The organism is Micromonospora sp. NPDC007271 (assembly GCF_040634005.1).
Classification (GTDB): Bacteria; Actinomycetota; Actinomycetes; order Mycobacteriales; family Micromonosporaceae; genus Micromonospora.
On the sequence record NZ_JBEYER010000047.1, the window covers coordinates 20,363 to 35,625 of the forward strand.

General features: G+C 73.3%; 13 protein-coding genes. 3 read left to right on the forward strand and 10 right to left on the reverse strand.

Features of this window, described 5'->3' with window-relative positions; translation table 11 throughout:
* Positions 1-4: 4 nt before the first annotated feature.
* Positions 5-745: an ABC transporter ATP-binding protein gene (locus ABZ570_RS18255; RefSeq protein ID WP_358064420.1), complete on the forward strand. Its 741-nt coding sequence runs from the start codon at positions 5-7 to the stop codon at positions 743-745.
* 9 nt (positions 746-754) lie between these two features.
* On the opposite strand, the gene ABZ570_RS18260 is transcribed toward ABZ570_RS18255, so the two are convergent.
* The 10 genes from ABZ570_RS18260 to ABZ570_RS18305 form a co-directional block, all read right to left on the reverse strand.
* On the reverse strand, positions 755-1,042 hold the full coding sequence (locus ABZ570_RS18260) for a DUF1905 domain-containing protein (protein WP_358064423.1): 288 nt from the start codon (positions 1,040-1,042) through the stop codon (positions 755-757).
* 23 nt (positions 1,043-1,065) lie between these two features.
* Positions 1,066-1,845 (reverse strand): NAD-dependent deacylase, encoded by a 780-nt coding sequence (locus tag ABZ570_RS18265; RefSeq protein WP_358064426.1) that lies wholly within the window; start codon positions 1,843-1,845, stop codon positions 1,066-1,068.
* A 25-nt stretch (positions 1,846-1,870) separates the two neighbouring features.
* Positions 1,871-3,511 (reverse strand): alpha-amylase family glycosyl hydrolase, encoded by a 1,641-nt coding sequence (locus tag ABZ570_RS18270; protein WP_358064429.1) that lies wholly within the window; start codon positions 3,509-3,511, stop codon positions 1,871-1,873.
* A complete protein-coding gene (locus ABZ570_RS18275) occupies positions 3,508-5,529 on the reverse strand; it encodes a hypothetical protein (RefSeq protein ID WP_358064432.1) in 2,022 nt (673 codons plus the stop codon). Before ABZ570_RS18275 ends, ABZ570_RS18270 begins: the two co-directional genes overlap by 4 nt.
* Before the next feature lie 13 nt (positions 5,530-5,542).
* Complete coding sequence (locus tag ABZ570_RS18280; protein ID WP_358064435.1) at positions 5,543-6,841, reverse strand: Gfo/Idh/MocA family oxidoreductase; 1,299 nt, start codon at positions 6,839-6,841, stop codon at positions 5,543-5,545.
* Positions 6,831-7,901: a hypothetical protein gene (locus tag ABZ570_RS18285; RefSeq protein ID WP_358064438.1), complete on the reverse strand. Its 1,071-nt coding sequence runs from the start codon at positions 7,899-7,901 to the stop codon at positions 6,831-6,833. The genes ABZ570_RS18280 and ABZ570_RS18285 overlap by 11 nt, the downstream gene beginning before the upstream one ends.
* Before the next feature lie 4 nt (positions 7,902-7,905).
* The gene (locus tag ABZ570_RS18290; protein ID WP_358064441.1) at positions 7,906-8,811 is read right to left on the reverse strand and encodes a carbohydrate ABC transporter permease; all 906 of its coding nucleotides are present in this window, start codon (positions 8,809-8,811) and stop codon (positions 7,906-7,908) included.
* The gene (locus ABZ570_RS18295) at positions 8,811-9,737 is read right to left on the reverse strand and encodes a sugar ABC transporter permease (protein ID WP_358064444.1); all 927 of its coding nucleotides are present in this window, start codon (positions 9,735-9,737) and stop codon (positions 8,811-8,813) included. The genes ABZ570_RS18290 and ABZ570_RS18295 overlap by 1 nt, the downstream gene beginning before the upstream one ends.
* Positions 9,737-11,020, reverse strand: coding sequence for an extracellular solute-binding protein (locus ABZ570_RS18300; RefSeq protein ID WP_358064447.1), 1,284 nt, complete (start codon positions 11,018-11,020; stop codon positions 9,737-9,739). Before ABZ570_RS18300 ends, ABZ570_RS18295 begins: the two co-directional genes overlap by 1 nt.
* A gap of 66 nt (positions 11,021-11,086) precedes the next feature.
* A complete protein-coding gene (locus ABZ570_RS18305; RefSeq protein ID WP_358064450.1) occupies positions 11,087-12,094 on the reverse strand; it encodes a LacI family DNA-binding transcriptional regulator in 1,008 nt (335 codons plus the stop codon).
* A 235-nt stretch (positions 12,095-12,329) separates the two neighbouring features.
* On the opposite strand from ABZ570_RS18305, the gene ABZ570_RS18310 reads away from it, so the two are divergent.
* Complete coding sequence (locus tag ABZ570_RS18310) at positions 12,330-14,333, forward strand: peptidoglycan recognition family protein (protein ID WP_358064453.1); 2,004 nt, start codon at positions 12,330-12,332, stop codon at positions 14,331-14,333.
* A 104-nt stretch (positions 14,334-14,437) separates the two neighbouring features.
* The gene (locus ABZ570_RS18315) at positions 14,438-15,181 is read left to right on the forward strand and encodes an N-acetyltransferase (protein ID WP_358064456.1); all 744 of its coding nucleotides are present in this window, start codon (positions 14,438-14,440) and stop codon (positions 15,179-15,181) included.
* Positions 15,182-15,263 lie beyond the last annotated feature (82 nt).

Below are 15,263 nucleotides of genomic sequence, written 5' to 3' on the forward strand. Positions count from 1 at the left end.
GGGCATGACCACGGGTAGCACGGTCCGCACGGCCGGGCTGGTCCGGCAGTTCCGCACCGGTGCCGAGCGACTCACCGCGGTCGACGACGTGTCGCTGGAGATCGCCGCCGGGTCGGTGGTGGCGCTGACCGGGCCGAGCGGCTCCGGCAAGTCCACCCTGCTGCACCTGATCGGCGCGATCGAGCAGGCCGACCGGGGCAGCATCACGGTGGACGACGTCGAGGTGACCGCGCTGCGCCGGGCCGCCCTGGCCCGGTACCGGCAGCGGGTCGGCTTCGTCTTCCAGCGCTACCACCTGCTGCCGGCGCTCACCGTGCTGGACAACGTGATCGCGCCGGTGCTGCCCCTGCGCGGCCGCGCCGGACACGCGACGCGGGCCTGTGAGCTGCTTGAGGCGGTGGGGCTGGCCGGCCGGGAACGGGCGCTGCCCGCCCAGCTCTCCGGCGGCCAGCAGCAGCGGGTGGCGATCGCCCGCGCGCTGATGGGCGCGCCCCGGCTGCTGCTGGCCGACGAGCCGACCGGCAACCTGGACTCGACCACCGGCGCCCAGATCCTCGACCTGCTGCTCGACCTGCGCGACCGGCACGGCATGACGATCCTGCTCGCCACCCACGAACGGGCCGTCGCCGCGCGCTGCGACCGGCTGATCCGCCTCGGCGACGGGCGGATCGTCGAGGACGTGGACCTCACCGAGGGCGAGGACCCGGCGGACACGTACGCCCGCGCCACCCGCCTGCGGACGTAGGCCGGGCGGTCAGCCGTCGACGGTGAGGCGGACCCTCACCACGTCACCCACCTGGAGCCCTTCGGCCTTCCGCACCGACGCCCGCACCGGCACCACGTACCGCCCGTCCTTCGGGTAGAGCGACGTCCGCCACCCGGTGCCTCCGATCCGCGCCGTGACCGGGATCATGCCCCAGCCGTAGGTCACCGACGCGGAGGCCGCCGCCAGGTCACCGCACTGCTCCTCGAGGACGGTGATGAAGTGCCACGGCGCGGGGCCCTTCCAGAACCACATTTCGCCGCTGAACTCCAGATCCACCCGGTCAGGATAGGCCGGCGGGCTCACCCGCGGTTGGCACCGCCCCAGACGGCCTCGACGAGGGCGGGCAGCACCCGGGCGGCCGGGCCGCGCAGGTTGACCTCGGCCACGTGATCGAGCGGCGTCTCCTCGGGGTTGACCTGGATCACCGCCGCCCCGAGGCGGGCCGCCACCTGGGGGATCTCGGCGGCGGGATACACCAGTCCGGAGGTGCCCACCGTCAGCAGCAGATCGCAGGTCGCCGCCGCCTCGACGGCGGCACTCAGGGCCGCCTCCGGCAACGCCTCGCCGAACCACACCACGCCCGGGCGGACCGGAGCCGAGCACCGCGTACAGCGGGGCGGGGTGATCCGCCGACCGCCGGCCGGCTCCTCCGTCACCCCGGCCGGCACCTCCGCCGGCTGGGCGCAGGCCGAGCAGCGCGGCGCGAACAGGCTGCCGTGCAGATGCACCGGTGCCACCGAGCCGGCCCGTTCGTGCAGGTCGTCGACGTTCTGCGTGACGAGGACGCAGCTCGGGACGCGGGCTTCGATCGCGGCGACGGCCAGGTGCCCGGGGTTCGGCCGGGCCTGGCCGACCGCGCTGCGGCGCCATTCGTACCATCCCCAGACGAGTGCGGGGTCGTCGCGGAACGCCTCCGGCGTGGCGAGGGCCTGGGCGTCGAACTGCTGCCACAGCCCGGTGAGGGCGTCCCGGAAGGTCGGCACGCCGCTCTCGGCCGACATGCCCGCACCGGTGAAGATCACCACCCGCCGGGCCTGCCCCAGCAGCTTCGCGGCCTCCCCCGACACCAACTGCTCCATCTGGTTCCTCTCCCGACCCGGTTCGTTACACGTCGGCCCCGGAATCCTCCGGACCCACGGCATGGTGGCACGCCGGGGCCAGCCACACCGCGGTGTCCGGTGGCAGCAGGAGGGTCCCGTCGGCCGGTTGCACCGGTGCGCTCGCCAGCAGCACCCGGCCGGCGTCGGTCAGCGGCACCGGGCGGTCGCCCAGGTTGACCGCGCAGCCGAACCCCTCGCCGCGTCGGAACGCCACCAGATCCGGCCCGGCGTCCCACCAGGTCAGGCCGTCGGCGGCCGCGCGGCGTAGCCGGATCGCCGCCCGGTAGAGGGCCAGGGTGGAGGTGGGGTCGGCCATCTGCCGCTGCACGCTCCAGGCGCCCCAGCCGTCGGGCTGCGGCAGCCACGGCGGATCGGCCCCCTCCGGCGAGAAGCCGTACGTGCCACCGTCCACCGTCCACGGGATCGGCACCCGGGAGCCGTCCCGCCCACGTACGGTTCGCCCGGAACGTTCCCAGACCGGGTCGCGGAGCGCCTCGTCGGGCAGGTCCACCTGGGGCAGTCCCAGCTCCTCGCCCTGGTAGACGTAGGCGGCGCCGGGCAGCGCCAGCATCAGCAGGGCGGCGGCCCGGGCCCGGTGCAGCCCCCGCTCTCCCCCGCCGTAGCGGGTGACGGTCCGGACCGCGTCGTGGCTGTTCAGCACCCAGGCCGGGAGGGCGCCGACCCGGCGGTACGCCGCGAGCACGCGCCCGATGGTGTCCCGCAGCGCCGGGGCGGACCAGTCGCACTCCAACAACTCGAAGGTGAACGCCTGGTGCAGCTCGTCCGGGCGGACGTAGCGGGCCTGCCGGTCGGCGTCGAAGAGGCACACCTCCCCGATCAGCGCCCGCTCCCCCGGCACCGCGTCGACCATGGTTCGCCACTGCCGGTAGAGGGTGTGCACGGGTGCCTGGTCGAAGAAGGGCATCAGGTGGTTGCGCCGGAACTCGGTGTGCTGCCCGGGCCCGGCGTCGACCAGGTCGGGGTGCTTGAACAGCGCGTGCGCCATATCGATGCGCAGCCCGTCCACACCCCGGTCGAGCCACCATCGGATGATCTCCCGGAACTCCGCCGGCACCTCCGGGTCGTCCCAGTTCAGGTCGGGCTGCTCGGGGCTGAACAGGTGCAGGTACCACTCGTCGGGCCCGCCGTCCGGACTCGGCACCCGCCGCCAGGCGCTGCCGCCGAACGCCGACTGCCAGTCGTTGGGGGGCCGGTCCGGCTGGTCGTCGTCGACCGGGCGGAAGACGTACCGGCGGCGGGCGGCGCTGCCCGGCGCGGCGGCAAGGGCCGCCTGGAACCAGGCGTGCCGGTCGGAGGTGTGGTTGGGTACCAGGTCGCAGACGACCCGCAGGCCGAGCCGGTGTGCCTCGGCGACGAGCGCGTCGACGTCGGCGAGGGCGCCGAAGAGCGGGTCGACGTCGCGGTGGTCGACGACGTCGTATCCGCCGTCGACCATGGGCGACGGGTAGAACGGGGTCAGCCAGACGGCGTCCACACCGAGGGCGGCCAGGTGGGGCAGGCGGGCGGTCACCCCCGGCAGGTCACCGGTCCCGTCCCCGTCCGAGTCCGCGAAGCTGCGGACGTACACCTGATAGCAGACGCCGCTGCGCCACCAGGGCTCGACCGGTCGTGGGGTCCGGGTCACCGGCGGACCAGGGTGAAGCCGCCGGGCAGCACGGTGACCCGCAGGGTGACGGCGGTGCCGGTGGTCCGGGTCCGGAGCACGCCCGCCGCGTCGTACACCTCCACGGTGGCCGGTCCGGTGCCACCGGCGGTGACCTCCGCGGTCCGGGGGGTCCGGGCGGCGCTGCGCAGCAGCGTCGTACGCCAGCCTTCACCGGCCAGCGTGAGCCGGGAGACGAGCGGCTCCAGCATCACGGCGTCCACGCTGGCCGTGTCTCGGGCCGTTGCCTCGGCGGTCAGTTCGGTGGCGTGGGCGGCGAGTTCGCGGGGCAGGGTGACCGGTAGCAGCGCGCCCGGCGCCGGGGAGTTGCCCTGGGCGCCGACCCGGGCGTGGTCGACCTCGCCGAGCGGGCCGGCGTCGCTGCGCCAGACGGTCCGGGCCGGTACGCCGGGACGCAGGTCCACCACGGGCGACACCAGCCGGGGTTGGTCGGCCGGCGGGAGCTGCCAGCGCAGCCCGGCCCCGGCGGGCAGGTCGACGTACCCGCCGCTGATCAGTGCCTCACCGGTCCACGCCGATGGTGGGGTGACCACGGCCGCGCCGCCCAGGCGCACGGCGTCCTCGGCCTCCAGGGTGACCGCGCCGACGCGTTCGACGATCTCGGTGTGGCGGGCGAGTGCGGCCAGTTCCGGCCGGGCGTCCAGGGCGAGCATGCTGAGCAGGGTGTGGATGGTGGACTCGGCGCCGGAGTTCCGGTTGACCTGCCCGTCGCCGTTGATGCCGTCGATGGCCCGGCCGGTGTGCGGGTCGTAGCCGGGCGTCCCGGCCGGGTTGGCGCCGAACCACCAGCTGGCGGTGAGGGCGGCGAGCTGCGCGAAGCCGGGGCGTCCGGTGGCGTCGGCGACGGCGAGCAGCGACTGCACCCGGGAGTCGACGCCGTAGGCGATCTGGGTACGGTCGGTGCGGGTGGGCAGCCGTCCGTTGTCCGGGCCGCCGGAGGTGAGCAGCCAGGGGGTGAAGACGGCGGAGTCGGTGACGGCCGGGTCGAGGAGGGCCGGGTCGTGGAGGACCTGGGCGGCCCGGGCGAGCGCGGCCGGCATCTGGGCGCCCCAGCCGTGCCACACCGAACGGGACAGCGCCCAGGGACGTACCGCGCCGAACGGCCACTCCCGCACGCCACCGTCGGCGAGGGCGGCGATGCCCTCGGCGAGGTGGCGCAGCGCCCGGCGGGCGGTAGCGCCGCCGCCGGCTTCGACGTAGGCGGCGAGGCCGAGGACGGCTTCCGCGGTGGCGTCCGCGCCGTCGACGATCAGCCAGGCCGGGGTACGTTCCCCGTCGATGATCTGCCACTGCTGGTACCGGACGAGCACCTGGCGTTGCACGGCGGCGACGGCCAGGTCGAGGCGGGTACGCAGGAAGCCGGCGAAGTCGGGGTCGGCGTCGCGGAACGCGGCGTACCCCTCGCCGAGCGCCCAGATCGTCCGGGCCAACCAGTACGACGCGTCGCTGTCGGACGGGTCCGGCAGTTCCTTCGGCTCGGCGCTCGGGTTGAGCGTGCCGTCCGGCTGCATCCACAGCACCACGTTGCCGGCGTACGGGCCGTCGACGGTCTGCAGGTAGGCCAGGCCGCGCAGGAGCTGGTAGGCGGCGTCCCGGCTCGTGGTGGCCCGGGTCTGCCGCCAGTGTCGCAGGTAGACCACGGCGGCGCGGGAGATGTCGTCGGCGTTGAAGGCGCCCTGCCCCCACGTGTCGGTGTCCGGGTGGTAGGTGCCACCGCCGACCCGGCGGAAGTCGCCGTTCGGCCCGGGTTCGGCGTAGGTCCAGAGCGCCCCGACGGCGGGGGTGTCGGCGAGCCGGTAGGTGGTGTGCCCAGGCTGGTGCGGCGGCGTGACGTCCTGCCGGAGGAAGTCCAGGTGGGCGAGGTTGGCCAGGGGCGCGGCCGGGGCGGCGGTGGCAGGGGCGGCGGCTTCCGCAGGGACGGCGGGCAGCAGCGGGGTGGTGACGGCGAGGCCGCCCAGCAGCAGCGATCGGCGTTTCACGAGGTCTCCTCGGTCAGGACGGTCGGGCGGTGGGGTGTGCCGAGGACCGTCGGAGGTGGACGGTGCGGTCCTCGCGGGCGGAGCGGGCGGCCGCGGCGGCGACGGCGACCGCGGTCGCGCCCTCGGTGACTCCGGCGACGGGCCGGTCGCCGGTACGGACGCAGCGGACCAGGTCGTGCATGGCGGCGCGCACGCTCTCGGCGTAGACGTACGGTTTGGCGGCCTCCCCGCCGAGGTTGAGGGTGATCCGGCAGCGGTGCGGCAGCTGCCGCTGCCGGCCCCGTTCGCGGGCGTTCGCCGGGCCGGCGTGCGGGCGCACCGTCACCGTGACGGCCGGGTCCCGCAACCGGTGGCCGTCGACGGCGAGCAGTTCCGCGGCCCGGGCCGGCAACTGGTCGACCAGGGCCGCCCCGGCCTCGTCGGTCCACAGGTCGACCGTGGCGTAGACGGGGATCCAGCCGGTCACCCGGGCCTCGGCGGCACCGAAGTCGATCCGCATCAGTTGCCGCTCACAGCGGTGGGCGTGGCTGAAGCCGTGCGCGAAGGTCGCCAGTGCTCCGTCGGGATACCGGGTGGTGGCCACCGCCAGGTCGACCAGATCGGTGCCGGGGCGGTGGCCGAGCATGCCCTGCACCGACGCGGGCACCGCGCCGACCAGCGCGTCGGCCGCGTCGAAGAAGTGCACGCCGTGCTCCACGAAGATTCCGCCGCTGACCCGCTCGTCCCAGAACCAGTGCTCCGGGCCGAGGTCCTCGTCGCTGGCGTCGTTCTCGAAGGCGAGCCGCCGGACCGGACCGAGCAGCGGGCCCGCCGCGAACGCCGGGTCGCGCAGCCGGGTCAGGGCCCGCAGCACCGGGTTGTAGCGCAGCACATGGTCGACCACCAGGACACGGCCGGAGGCGGCGACCGCGTCCCGGATGGCGGCGGCCTCGTCGTCGTTGGTGGCCAGGGGTTTCTCGGCGAAGACGTGCCGGCCGGCGCGCAGCGCCGCGAGGATGGTCTCCGCGTGTCCGGCCGGTGGGGTGGCCACCACCACGACGTCCACGTCGTCGGCGGTGACCAGCGCCCGCCAGTCCGGCACGGGTCGGGCGGCCAGGGTCCCGGCCAGCCGCCCGGCCCGGTCGGTGTCCGGGTCCGCGACCACGGTCACCGCCACGTCCGGCAGATCCCCCAGGGCGCCGGTGAGGAAGGTGGCGAAGCCGCCGGCCCCGACGACGCCGAGCCGCAGCACTGCTGGGCTGCGCCGGGCCGGCTCGGCCGGCCCGGTCACGCGGGTCGGCCGGGCCCGGCCGCCGCGCGGCTCACCGGACACGGTCGAGCCGGGCGACGCCGATCTTGGCGTCGGCCATTCCGTAGAAGACGTACCGGACCCCGTCCACCTCCTCGATCGCGGTCGGGAAGACCACGTTCGGGACGGTGCCGGAGCGCTCGTCCTCAGTTTCGGGCACCAGGATCGGCTCGGCGGTGCGGGCCAGCACCCGGCCCGGGTCGGCCGGGTCGAGCAGCATCGCGCCGGCCGCGTACTCGACCTTCTGCGTGCTGGGGTCGAAGGTGTCGGGGATGTGGCCGGTCACCCCGTGGTGGATGAGCAGCCAGCCCTCCGCCACCCGGATCGGCGGCGGGCCGGCGCCGATCTTCAGCTCCTCGTACGGGAACTCGGACAGGGCGACGCAGCGGTGGTCGCGGGGCCGGACCAGGGCGGTGAGGTCCGCGTGCACCTCCTCGGCCGGGACGTAGGAGATCCAGATGCCGGGCCGCTCGTCGGTGATCCCGGCCGGCAGGTGCACCCCCTCACCCGGGCGGAACCAGCCCAGGTCCCACATCGGCCGGTGCAGCATCGCGTAGCAGGGGCGGCCGTCGGGGCCGGGCACCGGCTCGGGGAAGAAGACCGCGTCCTTGTTCGGGAAGAGGTTCAGGTCGGTGTCCAGGCCCGGCTGGTAGGCGAACTGCATCGGACCGAGCCGGCGCCAGTCGCGCAGGTCGGTGGAGACGGCCAGGGCCAGGCGTGGGCCCAGCGGACCGTAGGCGACGTAGGTCATCAGGTGGCGGTCGAGGCTCGGCACCCAGGTGGTGCGCGGGTCCTCGACGCCGGCGTTGTTCAGCCCGCGCTCCCAGCCCTCGTCGGGGGCGAGGACGACGCCCCGCCGGACGACCCCGGCCGGTACGCCGTCGCGGAACTCGACCTCGGCGAACCCGACCCGGGAGACGTTCCCCTCGGCGACCAGCCGCGGCAGCAGGTGCAGCCGGCCGTCGGGGGTACGCCCGCTGGCCGGGTTGAGCACCCCCTCGGCTTCCAGCGGCTCCCCCGGTTCCGGCGCCATGACGACGCCGAGTCGGGTGAGGGTGTACGGGACGGCGGTGGAGACAGTCAACGGTTCAACCCTTTACGCCAGATCCGATGTTGGTCGAGGTGAAGTGCTTCTGGAAGACGACGAACAGCGCCACGGCCGGGGCGGCCAGGACGCAGGCGCCGGCCAGGATCGCGCCGTACGGGTTGGCGGTCCGCGCGGCGACGTTGGTCATGTAGTTGGCGAGTGAGACCGCCAACGGCTGCATGTCGGCCTGCTTGGTGATCAGGAACGGCCAGAGGAACTCGTTCCACGGCCCGATGAACGTCAGGAGCACGGCGGTCAGCAGCGCCGGGCGGACCAGCGGCAGGGCGACCGACCACAGGATGCGGACCTCACCCGCGCCGTCGACCCGGGCGGCGGCGAACAGGTCGTCGGGCAGCTGCAGGAAGAACTGCCGGAAGACGAAGACCGCCGTGGTGTTGATGGCGAACGGCAGGATCATGCCGAGATAGGAGTCGGCCAGGCCGTAGCTGCGCACGATGAGCACGTAGAGCGGGATCAGCAGCAGTTGGAACGGCACCACCTGGACCAGCAGCACCAGGGCGAACAGCGTGCCTCGCCCGCGGAAGCTGAGCCGGGCCAGGGCGTAGCCGGCCAGCACTCCGAAGACCACCGTGCCGAGGATGACCCCGCCGGTGAAGATGCCGGAGTTGACCAGCGACCGGAGCAGGTCGACCCGCTCGTTGATGTCGCGGTAGTTGCCAAGGGTGAGGTTCGTCGACGGGAGGGCGCCCGCGGGTGAGGTGTCCGGCTCGGCCTGCAGCGAGCCGATGAGCATGTAGTAGAACGGGAAGAGGAACGCCACCGCCCCGGCGGCGAGCAGGACCGTCCGCAGCAGGGCCCAGCCCCGGCCCACCCGCTGTCCGCCCTGAGGCTGGGTGCCATGCCGCTCGGTGGTCGGCGGCGCGATGTCGGGCTCGACGCGGGTCATCAGGGCCTCTCCAGGATCCGCCGGTTGATCAGTGAGACGGCGACGACCCCGATCACGAGCAGCACGCCGATGGCGGCCGCGACGTCCGGCTGCCCCTGCTCGAGGCCGCGCTGGTACATCAGCAGGACCGGCGAGGTGGAGGCGCCGTTCGGGCCGCCGCCACCGGTGAGCAGGTACGGCTCGGTGAACAGGTTCGCGCCCGTGATGGTCGCCACGATCACGACGAGTGTGGTGGCGGGGCGGACCGCCGGCACGGTCACCGAACGGAACCGCTGCCATCGGCCGGCCCCGTCCACCGCCGCCGACTCGTACAGCTCCTTCGGCACGTTCTGCAGCGCAGCCAGGTAGAGCAGGATGAAGAAGCCGAGCTGCTTCCAGGCGACGTAGACCGCGACGGTCGGCATCGCCAGGTGCTCGCTGACCAGCCAGGACGGGTCCGGTGCCAGCGGACCGAGCAGCTTGTTGACCAGGCCGCCGGAGTTGAACAGGAACAGCCACACGCCCACCACCGCGACGCTCGCCGTCACGTACGGCACGTAGTAGGCCACCCGGAGGAAGGTGCGCCCGCGGATGGCGCCGTTGAGCGCGGTGGCCAGCAGCAGTGCCAGGACGGTGGTGAGCGGCACGTTGATCAGCAGGAACACGATGATGTTGCCGAACGCCTGCCGTACGGCGGGGTCGTCGAGGACGGCGGTGTAGTTCGCCAGCCCGACGAACGGGCGATCGACCGGCACCCCCGGCGCGGTGAAGAAGTAGTCGTGGAAGCTGATCCACACCGCGAACCCGAACGGGTAGGCGAACACCAGCGCGATGAACACCGCGTACGGCGCGACGAGAGCCGCGCCGACCGGGTGGCGGCCGAGGACGGCCGCCACCCCGCGCCGCGGGCCGCGCCGGGATGCTTCCCGACTGAGCGGCCCGGGCATCAGGACTGCCCGGCCAGCCCGGTGACCTTCTTCGCGGCCTCGGAGAGCGCCTCCGGCAGCGGCCGCTTACCGAAGATGACCGATTCGGAGTACGCGTCGCGGAAGGTCTGCCAGATGGTGATGGAGTTGGCCACGTTCGGCACCTCGACGGTGCGTCCGGCCTGGTCGGCGAAGGCCCGGTAGGCCGGGTTCTTGGTGAAGTAGTCCGGGTAGGCCGACGGCAGGTCGGCCCGCAGCGGCATCTGGCCGCTGGCCTCCAGCAGGGCGCCGTCCTGCTCCTTGCTGGTGGCGAACTTCAGCACCTCCCACGCGGTGGCGCGGTTCTTGCAGGCCGAGTACATGGCCACGTTCTTGGCGTCGCTGAAGGTCCTGATCTCGGCCGCCGGCTTGCCCGTGGAGGTCGGCACCGGGGCCGCCCCCCACTTCACCTTCTCGCCGTACACCGCGATCGCCCACGGGCCGACGATGGCCATGGCGGCCTTGCCGTCGGCGAACGAGTCGCCGTTGTACTTCTCCTTCGGCGCGAGGCCCTCGTCGTAGAGCTTCTTCCAGAACTCCCCGACCCGCTGCCCTTCGGGCGAGTCGAACTGGGCCTTGCCGTTCTCGACCAGTTGCTTGCCGCCGGTCTCCGCCGCGAACAGCGGATAGTAGTCGAACCACGACTGGTAGAACTCGCTGCTCGGGGCCGGGTAGATCGCGGCCGGCGCGGCGCCGGAGGACTTGATCTTACGAGCGGTGGCGAGGAACTCGTCGTACGTGGAGAGCGGCGGGTTGTCCGCGTCGACGCCGGCCTTCGCCAGGATCTCCTTGTTGTAGAAGATCATCACCGGGTTGGACTTCCAGGGAAGCTGGTAGAACTTGCCGTCGGGCGACTTGTACTGATCGGCGGCGGCACCCGTGCGCTGCTTGATGTAGTCGGCGGCGCCGTCGAAGTCGTCCAGCGCGACCAGCCCGCCCTGCTTCTGGAACTGCGGCACGGCGGCCGGGGCGGTGTTGAAGATCAGGCAGGGCGCGTTGCCGGCGGTGATCGCCGCGCCGATGACCTCCTCGGAGGACTTGCCCGCCGGGATCTCCTGCGCGGTGATCTTCTGGTCGGCGTGCTGGCCGTTCCACGCCTCGACCATCGCCTTGCCCCAGGCCACTTCCTCCTTGTTGTTCGACAGCCAGACGGTGATCGGCCCCTTGGCCGAGGGGTCGGCCTTGGTGCCGGAGCCGTCGTCACCGCATGCTGCGGTGAGCCCGAGGGAGAGGACGAGGAAGGCGGCGGGGACGGTACGTCTCATATCAGTCTCCGATCTCGACTGCCGTGCTGCTGCGGCGACCGGGCCGAGGCGATGCCCGGTGACGGGTCACGGCGATTGGTGTGGTGTGGGTGGTGGAGCGGTGGAGGCACGGATGACGAGCTGCGCCGGAGGCATCTCGACGTCCACGCCGCCGTCGCCGTCGATGAGGTCGAGCAGGGTACGGGCGGCGACCCGGCCCCAACCCGACGGATCGGTCCGGACGCTGGTCAACGACGGACTGATGTGGGCGGCCAGCTCGGTGTCGTCGAAGCCGGTGACCGAGAGCCCGCCCGGGACGTCGAGGCCACGTTCCCGGGCCACGGCCATGCCCGCCATCGCCATCACGTCGTTGGCGTAGATGATCGCGCTCGGCGGGTCGGCCAGATCGAGCAGCTGACCGGTGGCCCGGGCTCCGCCGGCCGCCGAGAAGTCGGAGGACACGCACGGCCCCGGCGGCAGCCCGGCGGCCCGCAGCGCACCCTCCCAGGCGTCCCGCCGCGCGGTTCCGTGCAGGAAGTGTTCCGGGCCGGCGACGTGCGCGACGTGCCGATGCCCCAGCTCCACCAGATGGCGGACCGTGGCGGTGATCCCCGGCCGGTCGTCGACGAGCACCGCGGGGAACGGACTGGCCACGTCGGGACGGCCGAGGGTGACGGCGGGCAGCCGCAGCTGCCCGAGGAGGGCGATCCGGGGATCGGCGACCCGCAGGTCCAGCAGGAAGACCCCGTCCACCCGCCCGTCGGCAGCCAGCCGCCGGTAGCCGTCCTCCTCCGCCCGCTGGTTGGTGACCACCTGCAGGACAAGGGCCTGGTTCCGCTCGGCCAGGACGCGTTCCACCCCGGCGATGAAGGCGGGGAAGAACGGGTCGGCGCCGAGCAGTTCGGGCGGGCGAGCCAGCACCAGACCGACGGCGAACGCCCGGGAGGCGGACAGGGCGCGCGCCCGGTGGCTCGGGGTCCAGCCCAGCTCCTTCGCCGCCGCCAGGATCCGCCGGCGGGTCTCCTCGGCCACCCCGGGCCGTCCGTTGAGGGCGAAGGAGACCGCTCCCTTGGAGACCCCCGCGGCACGGGCCACGTCGGTGATCGTCGGTCGACGTTGCCTGACCAACCTGGCCTCCCTCCCCTTGCCCGCAGGCGGTGTGCGGACGGTCACTAAACCGGTTTGGACGATGCTAGACCGGTTTAGTGATTGGATCAATGGTCACCACTTGAAGATTTCCTGCACTGCCGATCGGCAGATCGGCATCTATTGACACGACGGCCGGCCGAGGCGAGGGTGGCCACTGAGCAACCCCTGAACGGAGGTCCCCATGCCCCGATCACGAGCGCCCATTGGCAGGCGAGTCCTGCTCAGCGCCGCGCTGGTCGGCGCGGCGACGCTCGCGCCGGTCGGCCCCGCGCCCGCGGCGAGCCCCACGCCCACCAACCGACAGCAGCACTACGCGGCCGCCGCCGCCGAGTACGGCGTCCCCGAGTCCGTCCTGCTCGCCGTCTCCTACCTGCAGTCCCGCTGGGACACCAACGCCGGCACCCCGAGCACCAGCGCCGGGTACGGCCCGATGCACCTCACCGACGCGGCGTACGTCGGCAGCCTCGGCGAGCCCGGCCACTACGGCCGGACGGAGGATCCGCGCGGCGACGACTCCCGCGCCCCGATCCACCTCGGGCGACCAGCGGCCGGCCCGCCGGCCGAGGCCGCGCTACAGACCCTGGATGCCGCCGCGAGGGTCACCGGCAGCGGGAAGGCGGCGCTCCGGTCCGACCCGAGGGCCAACATCCGCGGCGGTGCCGCGCTGCTGGCGGCGTACCAGAAGGCGATCGGCGCCCCCGTGGGAGCCGGCACCGACCCCGGCGCCTGGTACGGCGCGGTGGCCCGCTATGCCGGCTCCGACAGCACCGACTCCGCGGCGACCTTCGCCGACGAGGTGTACGCGACGATCCGGACCGGCGCGGCCCGCACCACCGACGACGGGCAGCGGGTGGCCCTCGCCGCCCGCGCCGTGACGCCGCAGCGGTCCTGGCTCGACAAGCTCGGCCTGCGAAAGGTGGCCCGTGCCGGCGACGTGGAGTGCCCGGCGGAGCTGGCCTGCGAGTGGATCCCGGCGCCGTACCAGCTGCTGGGTGACGGGACGGACCCGGAGTACTACGGCAACCACGACCTGTCCGACCGGCCGGCCCGGCAGAAGATCGAGTACATCGTCATCCACGACACCGAGGAGACCTACGCCCGGACGCTGGAGCTGGTGCAGGACCCGGCGTACGTGAGCTGGCACTACACGATGCGCTCCAGCGACGGCCACACCGCCCAGCACGTCCGGACCAGGGACGTCGCCTGGCAGGCCGGCAACTGGTACGTCAACAGCAAGTCCATCGGCATCGAGCACGAGGGCTTCGCCCGCCAGGGCACCTGGTACACCGAGGCCCTCTACCGCAACTCCGCCAAGCTGGTGCGGTATCTGGCCCAGCGGTTCGACCTCCCGCTGGACCGGCAGCACATCATCGGCCACGACAACGTGCCCGGCACCGTGCCGTCGACCGTCCGCGGCATGCACTGGGACCCGGGGCCGTACTGGGACTGGTCGCACTACTTCGACCTGCTGAAGGCGCCGTTCCGCAGCACCGGCACACCGCGGAGCGGGCTGGTCACCATGGACCCGGACTTCACCGCCAACCGCCCCGCGTTCTGGGGCTGCACGCTGGACGAGAACGACCAGCCGACCAGCGAGCCCTGCCCGCTGCGCGGCTCGTCGTCGGTGATCCTGCGCAGCGCGCCGCGCCACGACGCACCGCTGGTCACCGACGTCGGCCTGCACCCGGACGGCGACCCGTCCACCATGGAGGTGTCCGACCACGGCGCCCGGGCGTCCGCCGGGCAGACGTACGCCGTCGCGGACCGGCAGGGCGACTGGACGGCCATCTGGTACCTCGGCCAGAAGGCGTGGTTCCACAACCCGGTCTCCGCCCCGGTGGCGAAGTGGGCGACCGGGTTCGTGGTGACCCCGAAGCCGGGCAGGTCGACCGTCCCGGTCTACGGCCGGGCCTACCCGGAGAAGGCCGCCTACCCGCCCGGCGCGCCGTACCAGACGATCACCCCGCTGCAGTACACGCTCGCCGCGGGGCAGCGCTACGCGGTCGGCGACGTGTTACCGAGCGAGTTCTACAAGGCGTACACGTTCGCCGGCACCTTCCCGGCCGACTGGACGGTGATCCGCGGCAGGACCACATACGTCCAGATCCAGTTCGGCCACCGGATCATGTTCGTGAACAGGGACGACGTGCTGATCCAGCCCTCGGCGGTCGGCGCACCCCGCTGACCCCGCTCGCCCGAGGGTGGGCCCCCGCCCCGCGTCGGGCGGGGGCCGCGCCCGAGCGCGAAATTGAGCTGCCCGTCCCCGGCCCGGCGCTCTAGATTTCCGCCGTGACCCTCGACATCGTGAGCCTCGCCGAGCGCCCCGACCTCGCCCCCCTGCTGTACGAGGACTTCGACGGGGCGTGGCCGGAGTTCATGCTCTGGGACCCGATGGCGCCCGTCTACTACGGCGTAGCCCACGACCTGTACCCGGAGTTCGTGTTCGCCGCCGTCGACTCCGCCGACCCGGGGCGCGCCGTCGCGCGGGCGTACGCCGTGCCGTTGCGCTGGACCGAGGCGGAACTGCCCGACGGCGGCTGGGACCGGGTGATCCAGCGAGCCACCATCACCCGCCTCACCGGGGCCACCCCGACGATCGTCTCCGCCCTGGAGATCTGTATCCGGCCGGACCAGCGCGGCCGAGGCCTGTCCGGGCTGATGCTCAGCGCCATGCGGGAGGCGGTCGCGAAACTGGGTTACGACACGCTGGTCGCCCCGGTCCGCCCGAACGGCAAGCACGCCCGGCCGGACCTGCCGATGACCGAGTACGCGGCGCAGGTCCGCGCGGACGGCCTGCCGGTCGACCCATGGCTGCGGGTGCACGTCCGCGCCGGTGGGCGCATCGAGCGGGTCGCCACCCGGTCCATGATGGTCAGCGGGACGCTCGCCGACTGGCGCTCCTGGACGGGCCTGCCGTTCGACACCAGCGGGCCGGTGCACGTGCCGGGCGCCCTGGTGCCGGTGCACTGCGACGTGGCGCACGACCACGCCGTCTACGTGGAGCCCAACGTCTGGGTCCGGCACCGACTTTAGTGGCCCGGGAAACACCGTGCGGCGACAGCGTGTGACGAGCTGGACCGCCCGACGGAAGGTCCTCCCTGACTTTGCTCTGCAG